Raw genomic sequence first — 14223 nt, forward strand, 5'->3', positions numbered from 1 at the left:
TCAGATCACCTTCACCGCCCCGAACCCGCTCGAGCCGCGCACTACACCTCCAGCGCTGTAGCCGGTCGGACGACGGGGATTCGGCGTATCAGAGTTCTTTTCGGGTGGTGCAGCAGCCGTCGTCACAGGCATCGACGGTGGTCGGCTTGTTCGGCATTGCGGGACAGCAGGTTTCGCCCTTCCAGGCGTTGCGGCCTTCCTTGATCGCGATCACCGCGATGATCAGTGCCGCGATCGGGTCCGCCCAGGACCAGCCGAACAGGGTGTTGAGCAGCAATCCGATCAGCACGACCGCGGAGAGGTAGGTGCACAGCAGGGTTTGCTGGGAATCGGCTATCGCGGAAGCGGATCCGAGTTCGCGGCCCGCGCGACGCTGGGCGGCCGAGAGCACCGGCATGATCAGCAGGCTGACCGCGGCCAAGGCGATGCCGACCGTGGAGTGCGCGGCTTCGCCGAAACCGAACAGGGCGCGGAGCGAATCGACGGTGACGTAGGCGGCCAGCGCGAAGAAGGAGAACGCGATGACCCGCAGCGCGACCTTCTCCCGCTGTGCCGGGTCGCGCCCGGCGAACTGCCACGCGACGGCGGCGGCGGAGGACACCTCGATCACCGAATCCAGCCCGAACCCGATCAGCGCGGTCGAGGACACCCGCGCACCCTCGGTGAGCGCGATGATCGCCTCGACCACGTTGTAGGTGATCGTCGCGGCGACAAACCACCGAATCCGCCTGACCAGCAACGCTTTACGCGCAGCCACCCTCGGCACGGGAACACCGAGCGAGGCCATCAACAGCACCCCTCGGCATCCGCGACCGAACAGCAGGCCGGGTCGACCGCGAGCACCAACCCGAGCAGATCACCCAGCGCCGCCGAGATCCGCGCGTCGGCCAACTCGTACCGAGCCCGCCGCCCTTCGGCAACGGCAACCACCAGCCCACACCCACGCAGACAAGCCAGATGATTGGACACGATCTGCCGCGAGACCCCGATCGACTCGGCGAGATCCGCCGGATAGGCGGGCCCGTCACGCAATTCGAGCAGGACGCGAGCGCGGGTGGTGTCGGACAGGGCGTGCCCGAAGCGAGCCAGCGCGTCGATGTGCAGGGCAATCGGCATAGCACTGACTGTACAGATAATTCTGTATTCAGAAAATACTGAATCAAAGACCGTGGGTCGCGGCGATCTCGAGGAGGTGCCGTGCCGGGGTACTGAAGCGGTGGTGGCGGCGCCGACAGGCGTGCAGGTTGCGTTCCAGAGGGAGGGTGGGGATGGGACTTCGACGAGGGTACGGTCGGCGAGTTCTCCGTCGACGGCGCCTACCACTATCGCGGCGACAACGCCGTCCGCTCGGCCGAGCAGCACATCGCCTACCCGGTCGACCTGCTCGATGCCTCTCCGATCGTGTCGATGGAAGACCCACTGGCCCAAGACGATCACCACGGGTGGCGCGAGCTCACCACGGCGGTCGGCCGGCGCTGCCAGCTGGTCGGCGACGACGTGTTCTGCACCAACCCGCTGCCGCAACGCCGCACCGGATCGGCCCCGTCGGTGGACCTGTGCGCACCAGGTCCACCGACGAGAATCCCTACCCGAGCCGACGGATATCGCCGCGCACGCGATAGAACCCGCCGCGCGCGGACTCGGACACCGCGTCGACCACATACCGCGCCCCGGCATGGCGAATATCGCGCGGGAACTGGACATTCCAGTGCGGGTCGTACCCCGGCGACACCACGTGCACGCGCAAACTGTCGCCCCGCTGGAAGCATTCGACGATCACGCCGGTGCCCACGTCGGTGGTGACCTCGAGGGTGGTGCTGGGGGCGACGGCGGAGAATTCCGGGGCCTTCACCGAGCGGGTGGTGGGCAGCACGCCCTGGTCGGCTTCGCGGATGGCGGATTCGCTCACGTCGAGGCAGGCCAGGGCGCCGGAGGTGGTGACCAGGTAGAGCTTCTCGTCGTAGTACTGCATCGAGTACGCCGACCCGCAGCCGGTGGCCAGCTTCCACAGGCGGGTACCGGAGGCGTCGAAGCAGTAGACCGAGGAGTGCGAGTCACCGGCGAAGACGTAGCGGCCGTCGGGCGAGGCCGCGCAGGAGAACACGGCGGCGTCGCACTGGTAGGTGCGGGTGATCTCGCCCTGCTTGGTGATCTCCTCGACCTGATTGTGCGAGGTGCCCGCGTAGACGGTGTCGGACTCCTGCCACCCGAACAGCACCGCGCCCCGGGTGGCCGAATGCCATGCGGTGCGGCCGGTTTCGAGGTGGTAGTTGGTGACGCCGCGGCTGTGGCCGTGGTAGACCCCGGTCGGGTCCACGCGCACCATCCAGCCCGAGTCGCCCTTGCTGCGCGCGGACCACAGCGATTCCTCCTCGTGGTCGATGACGGTCAGCCCGCCGTCGGCGTCGGAGGCGGCGAGGATGCCGTCGTGGATGTCGAGCCAGTAGACATCGGTGGCCGAGACGTTGTAGGCCGCGCGCGGCACCTTGCCCGACAGGTCGTAGACGCGGCCGTCGTCGCAGCCCGCGTAGATCCAGAAGTCGTCGGCGACAATGCATTTGACGGCGTCGGGCAGTTTGAAGCGGTTGGTCACCACACCGGCCGGACTCAGGGTGTAGACCTCACCGTGTTCGTTGCCGACCCAGCAGCGCTGCCCGTCGACGAAGATCCCGAACGCCGCGGCGCCGGAATCGAACCGCCACAGCACCGGCGCGGACTTGGCGGTGGAGCGCTGGCTGGTGATGCTGCGCCGGGTGACCCCGCGCCGCTCCCGCGCCCCCATCACCGCGGGCGCGTACCCCTTGCGCACCTTCTCGCCGATCTTCTTCTGCGCGGCCGAACGCGCCTTGTCCGCGCTGGCGAACGAACTCGCCTTGGACTGCCCCTGCTCGCCGATGCGCCCGTACCGGATACTCACCTCGGTTCCGGCGACGATCACCTCGTAGAACTTGTGCGAGGAGCCCGTGTCGTCGGACAGTTCGAGATAGGTGGTTTCGGCGGTCATGGGTCCTCGCTCAGTTCGTGGAGATCGATCCCGCGAAAACTAGCAAGGGGCACCGACATCCGCGCATCGCCTCACGAGCCGCCCACGGGTCCGGCGACGCCGAGCAGGGTCGTCTGCACCCGGAGCAGGTGGTCGATATCGCCGTCGATGTCGGTGACGGCGTTGCTGTAGAGGAAACTCTCGCCGAGCCGAACCAGGGCGTAGGCCAGGGTCGATCGGTCGACCGGGGGCACGTAGCCGTCCCGTTCCTGCGCGCGCCGGATGAGGTTCTCGACCAGGGCGACGCTGCCGCGATGGACCGGCCCGTCGGCCTGGGTGACCAGGCGCAGCGCGGCCGGCGACTCGTTGCGTAGGTAGGTGCGCAACGCGGGATCGGCCGACAATCGGCGCAGCGCCCGGTCGAACACCTCCGAAATCCGGTGCGCGCCACGGCTGGTGCACCGACTGTCGATCGCGGCGATCACCTGCTCGAACTGGCGGGCGAGGGTGAGCCCGAGCAGTTCCTCCCTGGTCCCGAAGCGGCGGTAGATGGTGGTGCGACTGATGCCGAGTTCGGCGGCCACCGCGTGGAGCTCGACCCGCTCCCCCCGCTGGAAGGTGCGAATCGCGTTCTCCAGCACCTCGTTTCGAGGCCCGGGTTCGACCACCCGGTCCTCGGCCACGACCGAATCCGACGTGTCGCCGCGCACGACAACCCGGGGGGCACTCGGTGCCACATCCACCGCACGCACCGCCGCCGGATCGAGGTGCCGCATCGCCGCGACGATCATCGACACCGTCAGATCCGCGGCCGCGGTGACATCGAGGCGCTGGACCAGCGCCTGCTGCACCCCCCGCACCCCGATATCCACGATCGCCGCCGCGCAATAGTCGGCACTGGCGCCCCATTCGAGGCCGCCCGCACCGTATTCGTGCCGGATCAGTTCGGCGACGGTGTCGGTCACCGACTGGATCGTCGCGGTCCGCACCGCGTGCGCGCGCCCCGCCGTCGGCGCCCCGAACAGCACGTGGAAGCCCTCGGCGTGGGTGGCGGCGAAGTCGAACAGGGCGCGCGTGGTCGTCGCGATATGCCGGTCGAGGGCGAAACCCTGTGCGCGCCGGTAGCTTTCCCGCATCCATTCGAGCAGCCGCGCCGCCTCCCGCCGCGCACAGGCGTCGAAGAGCTGGTCCTTGGATCCGAAGTGCGCGTACAGCGTCGGCTTGGAGGTCTCGGCCGCGGCGGCCAAGTCGTCCATGGTGACGTCGTCGAAGCCGCGGGCCGCGAACACCGAGAGGACGCCGTCGAGCAGTGTGTCGTCGGAGGGCCGCACCGCGGTGGAACGGCGGCGCGGCCGCACCTCGGCCGGTTCCGGATCGGACCTGGTCATGATGCAGGAGACTACCCGCGCCGCTCAGCCGTTGCGGGGGCGCCCGAAGCAGTCCACCGGCACCCTGTTCGCCGGGTCGAGCGCGTTGAGGATGTGTTGGGCGGCCACAGCGTCCCCGCCCACGCCCGCGTGGTCGACCAGGGTGAACGGGCACTGGTCCTGGAGCACGATATTGGTGACGTTCGGCGCGATCGGCCCCATGCCGCTGGTGTGCGGAACGACCACCTGATCCCAGCGGGTCATGATGAAGGTGTAGTCGATCGCGGCCGGGTAGGCGTCACCGGAATTCACTTGCGCGAGGTAGTCCGAGCCCGCCGTCATCTGCAGGCTGGCCCCGAATCCGATTGCCTCGGCCCGGAGTTGGGCGTCGTCCCACACGCCGAGCGCGGCGAGGGCCTGCGCGTAGAGGGCTTGGCCGAGAGCGCGGGTGCCGTTGTTGAGCGGGGTCAGGTTCACCGACTTGGCGACCTTGTCCACGCCGCCGCCGTACTTGATGTACCAGCGCGGCATGATGGTGCCTTCGGAGTGGCCGACCAGGTTCACCTTCTGCGCGCCGGTGGCGGCGAGCACCCGGTCCACGAACGGCGCGAGCTCGTTGATCGAGGATTCCCGCATCGATTTCGTGCCGGGGATCAGGTTCAGCGGCGCCGGTGCGGCCGGGTCGATGCCGTAGTTCAGCGCGAACACGCAGTAGCCGTTGTTGGCCAACAGCGGCGACATGGTCTGCCAGTTGCCCGCCATCGTGGCGGTACTGCCGTGCACCAGCACCACCGGTTCCGGATGCTCCGCGCTCGGCCGGCAGTTCCAGTCGTTGGCCCCGGGCGGGGAGGACTCCCGGTCGAAGTAGTTGTCGACGGCGGGAAGCAGACCGTACGGGACCGGCAACCGCGGTGCGGCGTGCGCGGCGCCCGGCGTGAGCGCGGCGGCCAGACCGACCAGTGTCGCGGCCAGGACCAGGCGTTTCCCCGCGCCGAGGCGGCGGGCGGCGGTGCGTGGGGCGGAAGAGGGCATGTGGACTCCTAGGACATCGTTGTTCTGCCACAACTTCTACCACCGCTTTACTAGCGATAAAGCATAAATCGAAGAACTCTCGCCAGTTTGCGGCCGGATGTTGACACAACCCGCGAACTGATGGAACGTCTAGACATATTCGTTCCATTCGAGGAGTCACCTGACGTGTACCCGGAATCCGCGCCCGCCCCCGGCAGCGCCGCCGAACTCGCCATCGACCGTGCGCACCTGCGGTGCTGGTTGCTCTCGCTGGGCCTGCGGTGCACCGGCCCGATCGAGATCACCCGTATCGGAGCGGGCAATTCCAACCTGACCTTCCTGATCAGCGACGAGACGGGTCGGCGCTGGGTGCTGCGGCGACCACCGCTGGGCGAGTTGCTCGCCTCGGCCCACGATGTCGTGCGCGAGGCGCGGGTGGTCGACGCCCTGCACGACACCGACGTGCCGGTGCCGCGAGTGCTCGGGGTCGGTGCCCAAGACACGGTGCCGCTGGTCCTGCTCGAATACATCGAGGGACAGGTCATCGAGAACGTCACCATCGCGCGAACCCTCACCCCGCACCAGCGCCGAGCCACCGGACTCGCGGCGGCGCGCGCGCTGGCCCGGATCCACGCCGTCGACCTGACCGCCGTCGGCCTGACCGACCTGGCAGGCCCGCACCCCTACGCCGCCCGGCAACTGCGCCGCTGGTCGCGGCAGTGGGAGCAGTCCAAGACCCGCGATCTGCCCCAGGTCGACCAGCTCACCGAACGGCTGCGCGCGGCGGTTCCCGACCAGCGCGAATCGACCCTCGTGCACGGCGACTTCCACCTGCGCAACCTCATCACCGCGCGCGCCGACGGCTCGATCACCGCGGTCCTGGACTGGGAACTGTGCACCCTCGGTGACCCCTTGGCCGATCTCGGCAGCCTGCTCGCCTACTGGCCGGAACCGGGCGAACCGGCCATCGCCGGGTTCGAGATGACCATGCTGCCCGGCTTTCCGAGCAGGCAGGAGATCGTCGACGAATACCTCAGCCACACCGACCGCGACCCCGCGGCCCTGTCCTTCTGGCACGCGCTGGGGCTGTGGAAGCTGGCGATCATCGCCGAGGGCGTGCGCCGCCGCACCCTCGACAACCCGGACAACGCCACCCACGCCGGGGCGCCGAGCACCGAACAGATAGATCACCTCGTCCACCTCGCCGACGTGGTAGCCACCACGACCGGCCTGTGACCGCCGAAAGCGAACAACGACCATGAATCTGGCACTGACCGGCGACGAGCTGGCCTTCCGCAATCACCTGCGATCCCTCTACCGCAGCGAGATTCCCCCCGAGATCCGCGACCGCGTGCGCGAGGGCCGCGCGCTCACGCCCGAAGACCTCGTCACCACCCAGCGCATCCTCAACGCCCACCACCTCGCCGTGCCGAACTGGCCGACGCGCTGGGGCGGCCGGGACTGGACCCCGGTGCAACGGCATCTGTGGCACGACGAGATGGCGCTCGCCTCGGTGCCCGAACCGCTGACCTTCAATGTCGACATGATCGGCCCGGTCATCGCCCGCTTCGGCACCGAGGAGCAGCAGCGCCGGTACCTGCCGCCGACCGCGAACCTCGATATCTGGTGGTGCCAAGGGTTCTCCGAGCCCGAGGCCGGCTCGGACCTGGCCGCCCTGCGCACCACCGCGACCCGCGACGGGGCCGAATACGTCGTCACCGGGCAGAAGATCTGGACCAGCGCGGCCCAGCACGCGGACTGGATGTTCTGTCTGGTGCGCACCGACCCCGGCGCGGCGCGCAAGCAGGCGGGCATCTCGCTGCTGCTGATCCCGATGGACGCTCCCGGGGTCACCGTGCGCTCGATCGAGCTCGTCGGCGGCAGCCGCGAGGTCAACGAGGTCTTCCTCGACGAGGTCCGGGTCCCCGTCGAACACCTGGTGGGACAGGAGAATCACGGCTGGACCTACGCGAAATTCCTGCTCGGCAACGAACGCACCGGAATGGCCGCCGTCGGGCGCACCAAGGTCGCGCTGTCCACGATCAAAGCGCGCGCCCGCCACCGCCGCGTGGGCGAGGGCACCCTGCTCGACGACCCGCTGTTCGCCGCGCGCCTGGCCGAACTCGAAAACGACACGCTCGCACTGGAACTGGTCCAGCTCGGCGCCGCCTCCGGGAAGACCTCCACCTCGTCGGTGCTGAAACTGCGTGGCAGCGAACTCCAACAGGCCACCACCGAACTGCTCATGGAGGCCGCGGGCCCCGGCGCGCTGCACTCCGACATCGACCGATGGGCCGGGCGCAGCACCGCCGCCTATCTCAACTGCCGCAAGACATCCATCTACGGGGGATCGACCGAGGTGCAACGCGGCATCATCGCCTCGACGATCCTCGGATTGTGAGCTCCACCATGAACTTCGAACCCACCGCCGAACACACGATGTTGCGCACCATGGTCGAGGACGTCCTCGCCGACCCGACGCCGGCCACACCGGACGAGCTCTGGATGACCTTCGCCGACCTCGGCCTGCTCGGCCTGACCTTTCCCGAATCCGACGGCGGCCAGGGGGCCGGACCGATCGAGGCGATGATCGTCATGTCCGAACTCGGTGCGGCCACCACCCGACTGCCGGTGCTCGACTGCGCCGCCCTGCCCGGCGGTCTGCTGGTCGACGCGGGCAGTCCCACCCAGCGTCGCGACCTGCTGCCCCGGGTCGCGGCCGGCACCCTGCGGATGGCGTTCGCGCACGAGGAGTCGCACTCGCGGTGGCCGCTGCGCACACCGTCGACATCGGCAGTGCACCAGCGCAATTCGTGGCGGGTGAGCGGGCACAAGTCGCCCGTGCTGTGGGGTGCGGAAGCGGATCTGCTGATCGTGAGCGCGACCGGACCCGACGGTGTCGGTCTGTTCCTCGTCGACCCCGCCGATCCGGGCGTGACCCGGCGCGGCAGCGCGACCCACGACGGCGGTCGGGTGGCCGATGTCGTCTTCGAACAGGCCGCGGCCGAACCGCTCGCGTCGCGCCGGACCGAGGACGCGATCGAAGCGGCCCAGGTCGCCGCCCAGGCCGCCCTGTGCGCCGAGGCGGTCGGCGTGATGACCGAGGCCCTGCGGATCACCGCCGAATATCTGTGCACCCGAGAACAATTCGGGGTGCCGCTGCGTTCCTTTCAGGCCCTCACCCATCGCGCGGCCGACATGTACATCGCGCTCACGTTGGCTCGCGGCATGTCCGTGTACGCCTCGACGGCGCTGGCCGACGGCCTGATCGACCAGACGGTGGCCTCCCGCGCGAAACTGCGGGTCGGGCGGTCGGCGCGGTTCGTCGGCCAGGAGGCGGTCCAGCTGCACGGCGGGATCGGGATGACCACCGAACACGCGATCTCCCGGTGTTTCGCCCGCCTCACCGCCATCGAGCAGACCCTCGGCACCTCCGACGATCACCTGCGCTACCTGATGGACCGGGTCAGCGACTACGACATGGTCGACCTGTGAGGCCCGCGGTCACGGCCGCACCGGTCGTGGCGGTCACCGGCGGCAAGATCCGGGGTCGGACCGTCGACGGTGTCAGCGCCTTCCTCGGCGTCCCCTACGCCGCGTCCCCGGTGGGCCGCGCGCGGTTCCGCGCACCGGCACCGGTGGTCGGCTGGTCGGGAATCCGCGACGCGACCACACCGGGCCCCACCTGCCTGCAGGGTCCGTATTCGCCCGGCATCGAGCAGCTCCTCGGCACCCATCTCGTGGCGGGAGCGGAGTCGCTGAATGTGAACGTGTGGACGCCAGAGCCCGGCGGTCGCGGCCTGCCGGTCATGGTGTGGATCCACGGCGGCGCCTTCGCGCACGGCTCCAACGCCGTGCCCGCCTACGACGGCACGGCCTTCGCCCGCGACGGCGTGGTGCTGGTGTCGATCAATTACCGGCTCGGCGCGGCGGGGTTCGCGGTGCTCGACGGCGCGCCCGACAATCGCGGGCTGCTCGATCAGATCCTCGCCCTGACCTGGGTGCGCGACAATGCGCGCGCGTTCGGCGGCGATCCCGACACGGTCACCGTCTTCGGCGAGTCGGCGGGGGCGATGAGTATCGCCGCGCTGCTGAGTTCGCCCCTGGCATCGGGGCTGTTCGTGCGCGCGATCACCCAGAGCGGCGATCCCGGGGTGGCGGCGACCGTCGAGGACGCTCGCCTGCTCGGCGGTGAACTCGCCACGGCGCTGGGGATCCCGGCCACCGCCGAAGCCTTCTCGGCGGTATCCCCGGCGGCGTTGCTCAGCGCACAGGAAGCCGTGCGCGCGGATTTCGCCCGCGACCCGAACCCCGCGCGCTGGGGCGCCTCCGTGGTGGGCGCGGGCGCGGGGATGAGCTTCTTTCCGGTCGTGGACGGCGAGGTCCTGCCCGCGGTGCCGAGCGAGGCGATCGCGGCGGGGTCGGCCCGTGGCATCGCACTGCTCGCGGGCTGCACCACCGAGGAGTTCCGGCTGTTCACCGTGCCGACCGGGCTCGCCGACGCGATCACCGTCGACACCCTTCCCTACGCGCTGGCCCGCTTCGGCATCGGCGCCGCGGAGATCACCCCCTATGCCGCCAACCGCCCCGAAGCGGGGGCCGGTGACCTCCTGGCCGCGATCCTCACCGACGCCGTATTCCGCGGGCCGACACGACAACTCGTCGAAACCCAGGCCGCGTTCGACACCCCTGCCTTTCTCTACGAGTTCGGCTGGCGACGACCGGGCCTCGGCGCGATCCACGCGCTCGAGGTGCCCTTCGTCTTCGACACCCTGGCCGCGGCGGCCGACCTCACGGGCCCGAACCCGCCGCAGCGGATCGCCGACGACATGCACACGGCCTGGGTCGGTTTCGCCACCACCGGCGACCCCGGCTGGCCCCGCTACATCGACAACAAGCAGGTCATGACCTTCGCCGAACCCCGTTCGGAGCTGGTCACCGATCCGCGCCCCGACGAACGCGCGACCCGCCGAGTGTGACGCTCGCGCCGTGGGTGTCACAGGTCAGCTCGCCCGAACCCCGACCTGCGACATCCACACCGCACTGTCGATGGTCGCGACCCGCACCTCGGACGCGACCTTCGCCAGGCGACCCGGTTCGAAGATCTCGGGCGAGGTGCTGGTGATCGCGCCCGACTCCTCGACGACGGCGCCCCAGCCGCCGGGCAGCCGATCGTTCACCTCCACCACCACCTGCCTGCGCACCCGGCCCCAGCTCAGATCGGCCGGGATGTCGCTCACCGTGCCGGTGCACAGCCAGTCGTCGATGGTCATGCCGAACACGTCGGTCCACTGGCCGGTGTAGGTAGTCATGGTGGTGCTCCCTCTTCGTCGACGCAGCGGCCCTCGATGGACCTCACACGGTGTTCCGTCCTGCATGATAGGGGCCGGATCGACTGAATCCCGCAGCGGTACTTGCGCTTTCACGGCGTCGACACCCGACCTCGGCCTCGGCTGATTGAGAACCCGAACAGGGGGTATTGCCCAGCGACACCCACCTCGAGGAAGGGAGTCAGCGCCGTGCAGCGAGAACCGGACCAGAACGAGGGGGAATTCCCCGACCATGCCCGAACCACCCGCAGTCACGCGGGCGAGGGCCTCGAGGACGGCTACAACTTCCCCGGCATCGTGCTCTGCGCACTGGGGATCATCGCGCTGGGACTGTTCCTGACCGCCGTCGGCTACGGATTCGGCGGCTGGGCCGTCATCGCCGGGATCTCCACGGTGGTCCTGCTCGGCGCGGGCGCCGGGTGGCTGCTGCTCGAACATCGGCGGGTCAAAGCCAAGGAAGGACTCGGCCTCACCGACCAGCGCGGGCACTGACCACCGCGCGCCGGTGGCGTAACGGCCCGAGTTTCGCGGTTTCTGCTCGTCTCAGCGCCGTGTTCATCGCGGAGGTAGTGGCGTAACACGAGGGGTAACGCGGTCGTAGCCGAATCCGGGCAGCCTGGCAGCCATGTTGCTCACCACTGCCCCGACAGCACGCAAAGCCATGGTGTGGATTCCCGGCGGGAAATACTGGATGGGATCCGATGATCACTATCCGGAAGAGCGCCCGGCACACCAGGTCTCGGTCGACGGGTTCTGGATGGACACCCATCCGGTCTCGGTCGCCCAGTTCCGTCGCTTCGTCGCCGACACCGGCTACGTCACCACCGCGGAGCGCGATCCCGACCCCGCCGACTTCCCCGGCGCCGATCCCGACCTGCTCGTCGCCGGTTCCATGGTCTTCACTCCCCCGCCGGGCCCGGTGCCACTGACCGACTACCGCCGCTGGTGGTCCTACGTCCCCGGCGCGAACTGGCGCCACCCCGAGGGCCCCGGCAGCAATATCGGTGAACGCAACCGCCACCCGGTGACCCACGTGTCGTACTTCGACGCGTGCGCGTACGCGCAGTGGGCGGGCAAGGCGATCCCGACCGAGGCCGAGTGGGAACTCGCCGCACGCGGCGGTCTCGATCGCGCCACCTACGTCTGGGGCGGCGAACGCGAACCGCGCGGACGGCCCGGCGGCAATGTGTGGCAGGGCGAATTCCCGTGGCAAAACCTCGAATTGGACGGCTACGCCGGCACGTCCCCGGTCGGCAAGTTCGCGCCGAACGGGTTCGGGCTCTACGACATGGCGGGCAATGTGTGGGAGTGGACGCGCGATCACCACACCCCCAGCCACGCCGACAGCGGCAAGAACGTGGCCCCGGCGAGCAACTGCTGCATCCCGCGCAACCCCGTGCAGGAAGCGGCCGTGACCGACAGCGGCGAGGTGTACCCGCGCCGGACCGTCAAGGGCGGCTCGCACCTGTGCTCACCGAACTACTGCGACCGCTACCGACCGGCCGCCCGACAGGGCCACACCGAGGACGCCTCCACCTGCCACATCGGTTTCCGCTGCGTCGTGCGAATCGAGGACGCCGCATGACCGCGACCGTCAACACCTACGGCGCCGCCGCGATCAAGGTCCTCGAGGGACTCGATGTCGTGCGCAAACGGCCGGGCATGTACATCGGCTCCACCAGCGCGCGCGGCCTGCACCACATGCTCTGGGAGGTCATCGACAACGGCGTCGACGAGGCGATGGCCGGGTACGCCACGCGCGTGGACGTGCGCCTGCTCGCCGACGGCGGCGCCCAGGTCACCGACGACGGTCGCGGCATCCCGGTCGCCATGCACGCCACCGGCCACCCCACCATCGACGTGGTGATGACCCAGCTGCACGCCGGCGGAAAGTTCGGGGCCGAGGGCGGCGCCTATGCCGTGTCCGGCGGCCTGCACGGCGTCGGGGTCTCGGTGGTCAACGCGCTGTCGACCCGGTTGGAAGCCGAGATCGACCGCGACGGCTACCGCTGGTCCCAGAGCTACCTCGCCTCGGTGCCGCAAACCCTGACCCGAGGTCTGCCGACCACCTCCACGGGAACCACCGTGCGCTATTGGGCCGACCCCGACGTATTCGAGACCACCGACTACGACTTCGACACCGTCGCCCGCCGGCTGCGCGAAATGGCCTTCCTCAACAGCGGCCTGGAAATGACGCTCACCGACGAGCACCGCGAGGGCGAGGACGCGCACCGCCGCTACCACTATCCCGGCGGCCTGCGCGAATTCACCGAATACCTCAACCGCTCGAAACAACCGCTGCACCCGAGCGTCATCGGATTCGCCGGTCGAGGCACCGGCTACGAGGTCGAAGTCGCCCTCCAGTGGAATACCGGTTTCACCGAATCGGTCCGCACCTTCGCCAACACCATCAATACCTCCGAGGGCGGCGTACACGAGGAAGGCTTCCGTGCCGCGCTGACCACCGTCGTGAACCGCTACGCCCGAAAGATGCAGCTGCTCAAGGCTTCCGAGGCCAACCTCACCGGCGACGACGCGCGCGAGGGTTTGGCGGCGGTGGTCTCGGTCAAGGTCGCCGATCCCCAATTCGAAGGCCAGACCAAGACCCGACTGGGCAACAGCGAGATCCGTTCGTTCGTGCAGAAGGTGTGCCACGAGAAGATCACCGAGTGGTTCGACGCCAATCCGGCCGAGGCGAAACTGATCATCAGCAAAGTAGCCTCCACCGCCCAGGCCCGTGCGGCCGCGCGCAAGGCCAGGGAACTGGTGCGCCGCAAAACCGCGGGCGGTATCGGCGGGTCACCGGGCAAACTCGCCGATTGCCGCACCACCGACGCGGCGCGCGCGGAGATCTTCATCGTCGAGGGCGATTCGGCCGGCGGCAGCGCCAAGTCCGGTCGCGATTCGATGTATCAGGCGATTCTGCCGATCCGGGGCAAGATCATCAATGTCGAGAAATCCCGGATCGACCTGGTACTCAAGAACAACGAGGTCCAATCGATCATCACCGCGCTCGGCACCGGAATTCGCGACGAGTTCGACATCACCACACTCCGCTATCACAAGATCGTGCTGATGGCCGACGCCGATGTCGACGGCAAACACATTTCGACCCTGCTGTTGACCCTGCTGTTCCGGTATATGCGCCCGCTCGTCGAACTCGGCCACGTCTACCTGGCCCAACCGCCGCTCTACAAGCTCAAATGGCAGCGCGGCGCACCCGATTACGCCTATTCCGACGCCCAGCGCGATCGGCTGCTCGCCGCGGGCGATCAGGCGGGCCGGCGAATAGACCCGACCCAGGGAATCCAGCGTTACAAAGGGCTCGGCGAGATGAATCCGCAGGAACTGTGGGAAACCACCATGGACCCCGCGACCCGACTGCTGCGCCAACTCACCATCGTCGACGCCGCCCTCGCCGAGGAGATCTTCACGATCCTCATGGGCGAGGACGTCGACGCGCGCCGCGGCTTCATCACCCGCAATGCCGGCGACAGCCGATTCCTCGATATCTGACCCCGACCCCCGATGG

13 protein-coding genes and 1 pseudogene are annotated in these 14223 nt (G+C 69.0%); 8 read left to right on the plus strand and 6 right to left on the minus strand.

What is annotated here, in order from left to right; translation table 11 throughout:
• Positions 1–88 precede the first annotated feature (88 nt).
• Together ACFP3H_RS05255 and ACFP3H_RS05260 are read right to left on the minus strand one after the other, a co-directional pair.
• On the minus strand, positions 89–787 hold the full coding sequence (locus tag ACFP3H_RS05255; RefSeq protein ID WP_378600386.1) for a cation efflux transmembrane domain-containing protein: 699 nt from the start codon (positions 785–787) through the stop codon (positions 89–91).
• On the minus strand, positions 787–1116 hold the full coding sequence (locus ACFP3H_RS05260) for an ArsR/SmtB family transcription factor (RefSeq protein WP_378600389.1): 330 nt from the start codon (positions 1114–1116) through the stop codon (positions 787–789). The genes ACFP3H_RS05255 and ACFP3H_RS05260 overlap by 1 nt, the downstream gene beginning before the upstream one ends.
• 222 nt (positions 1117–1338) lie before the next feature.
• Here ACFP3H_RS05260 and ACFP3H_RS05265 point away from each other — a divergent pair.
• Positions 1339–1503, plus strand: a pseudogene (locus ACFP3H_RS05265) (phosphopyruvate hydratase); the annotation flags it as partial.
• 82 nt (positions 1504–1585) lie between these two features.
• Here the strand turns inward: ACFP3H_RS05265 and ACFP3H_RS05270 are convergent.
• From ACFP3H_RS05270 to ACFP3H_RS05280, 3 genes are all read right to left on the minus strand, one after another.
• Complete coding sequence (locus ACFP3H_RS05270; protein ID WP_378600391.1) at positions 1586–3004, minus strand: WGR domain-containing protein; 1419 nt, start codon at positions 3002–3004, stop codon at positions 1586–1588.
• 71 nt (positions 3005–3075) lie between these two features.
• Entirely contained in the window at positions 3076–4371 is a 1296-nt protein-coding gene (locus ACFP3H_RS05275; RefSeq protein WP_378600393.1) for a QsdR family transcriptional regulator, read from the minus strand.
• 24 nt (positions 4372–4395) lie between these two features.
• Positions 4396–5382 carry a lipase family alpha/beta hydrolase gene (locus ACFP3H_RS05280; protein WP_378600396.1) on the minus strand — a complete coding sequence of 329 codons (987 nt, stop codon included), beginning with the start codon at positions 5380–5382 and terminating at the stop codon, positions 4396–4398.
• Positions 5383–5547: 165 nt separating this feature from the next.
• Here ACFP3H_RS05280 and ACFP3H_RS05285 point away from each other — a divergent pair, with 165 nt between their 5' ends.
• From ACFP3H_RS05285 to ACFP3H_RS05300, 4 genes are read left to right on the plus strand one after another with little or no spacing between them, the layout of a single operon-like run.
• Entirely contained in the window at positions 5548–6597 is a 1050-nt protein-coding gene (locus ACFP3H_RS05285) for a phosphotransferase family protein (protein WP_378600398.1), read from the plus strand.
• Between the two features lie 22 nt (positions 6598–6619).
• Complete coding sequence (locus ACFP3H_RS05290; RefSeq protein WP_378600401.1) at positions 6620–7762, plus strand: acyl-CoA dehydrogenase family protein; 1143 nt, start codon at positions 6620–6622, stop codon at positions 7760–7762.
• An 8-nt stretch (positions 7763–7770) separates the two neighbouring features.
• A complete protein-coding gene (locus tag ACFP3H_RS05295; RefSeq protein WP_378601590.1) occupies positions 7771–8856 on the plus strand; it encodes an acyl-CoA dehydrogenase family protein in 1086 nt (361 codons plus the stop codon).
• Entirely contained in the window at positions 8853–10340 is a 1488-nt protein-coding gene (locus ACFP3H_RS05300; protein WP_378600403.1) for a carboxylesterase/lipase family protein, read from the plus strand. Before ACFP3H_RS05295 ends, ACFP3H_RS05300 begins: the two co-directional genes overlap by 4 nt.
• A gap of 24 nt (positions 10341–10364) precedes the next feature.
• Here ACFP3H_RS05300 and ACFP3H_RS05305 read toward each other — a convergent pair whose 3' ends face one another.
• Entirely contained in the window at positions 10365–10673 is a 309-nt protein-coding gene (locus ACFP3H_RS05305; protein WP_378600406.1) for a hypothetical protein, read from the minus strand.
• Between the two features lie 207 nt (positions 10674–10880).
• On the opposite strand from ACFP3H_RS05305, the gene ACFP3H_RS05310 reads away from it, so the two are divergent.
• The 3 genes from ACFP3H_RS05310 to gyrB all read left to right on the plus strand — a co-directional run bounded on the left by ACFP3H_RS05310 (position 10881) and on the right by gyrB (position 14207).
• On the plus strand, positions 10881–11183 hold the full coding sequence (locus ACFP3H_RS05310) for a hypothetical protein (RefSeq protein WP_378600408.1): 303 nt from the start codon (positions 10881–10883) through the stop codon (positions 11181–11183).
• 133 nt (positions 11184–11316) lie between these two features.
• Complete coding sequence (locus ACFP3H_RS05315; RefSeq protein ID WP_378600411.1) at positions 11317–12276, plus strand: formylglycine-generating enzyme family protein; 960 nt, start codon at positions 11317–11319, stop codon at positions 12274–12276.
• Positions 12273–14207, plus strand: coding sequence for a DNA topoisomerase (ATP-hydrolyzing) subunit B (gene gyrB / locus ACFP3H_RS05320; protein WP_378600413.1), 1935 nt, complete (start codon positions 12273–12275; stop codon positions 14205–14207). The genes ACFP3H_RS05315 and gyrB overlap by 4 nt, the downstream gene beginning before the upstream one ends.
• The last annotated feature ends 16 nt before the right edge of the window (positions 14208–14223 follow it).

Source organism: Nocardia lasii (genome assembly GCF_042658545.1).
In the GTDB taxonomy this organism is placed as follows: Bacteria; Actinomycetota; Actinomycetes; order Mycobacteriales; family Mycobacteriaceae; genus Nocardia; species Nocardia lasii.

Bases quoted from the DNA above. Each gene is read 5' to 3' on its own strand.
- gyrB (WP_378600413.1), top strand. From the start codon at position 12,273: ATGACCGCGACCGTCAACACCTACGGCGCCGCCGCGATCAAGGTCCTC.
- ACFP3H_RS05255 (WP_378600386.1), bottom strand. From the start codon at position 787: ATGGCCTCGCTCGGTGTTCCCGTGCCGAGGGTGGCTGCGCGTAAAGCG.
- ACFP3H_RS05290 (WP_378600401.1), top strand. From the start codon at position 6,620: ATGAATCTGGCACTGACCGGCGACGAGCTGGCCTTCCGCAATCACCTG.
- ACFP3H_RS05305 (WP_378600406.1), bottom strand. From the start codon at position 10,673: ATGACTACCTACACCGGCCAGTGGACCGACGTGTTCGGCATGACCATC.
- ACFP3H_RS05275 (WP_378600393.1), bottom strand. From the start codon at position 4,371: ATGACCAGGTCCGATCCGGAACCGGCCGAGGTGCGGCCGCGCCGCCGT.
- ACFP3H_RS05270 (WP_378600391.1), bottom strand. From the start codon at position 3,004: ATGACCGCCGAAACCACCTATCTCGAACTGTCCGACGACACGGGCTCC.
- ACFP3H_RS05295 (WP_378601590.1), top strand. From the start codon at position 7,771: ATGAACTTCGAACCCACCGCCGAACACACGATGTTGCGCACCATGGTC.
- ACFP3H_RS05260 (WP_378600389.1), bottom strand. From the start codon at position 1,116: ATGCCGATTGCCCTGCACATCGACGCGCTGGCTCGCTTCGGGCACGCC.
- ACFP3H_RS05315 (WP_378600411.1), top strand. From the start codon at position 11,317: ATGTTGCTCACCACTGCCCCGACAGCACGCAAAGCCATGGTGTGGATT.
- ACFP3H_RS05280 (WP_378600396.1), bottom strand. From the start codon at position 5,382: ATGCCCTCTTCCGCCCCACGCACCGCCGCCCGCCGCCTCGGCGCGGGG.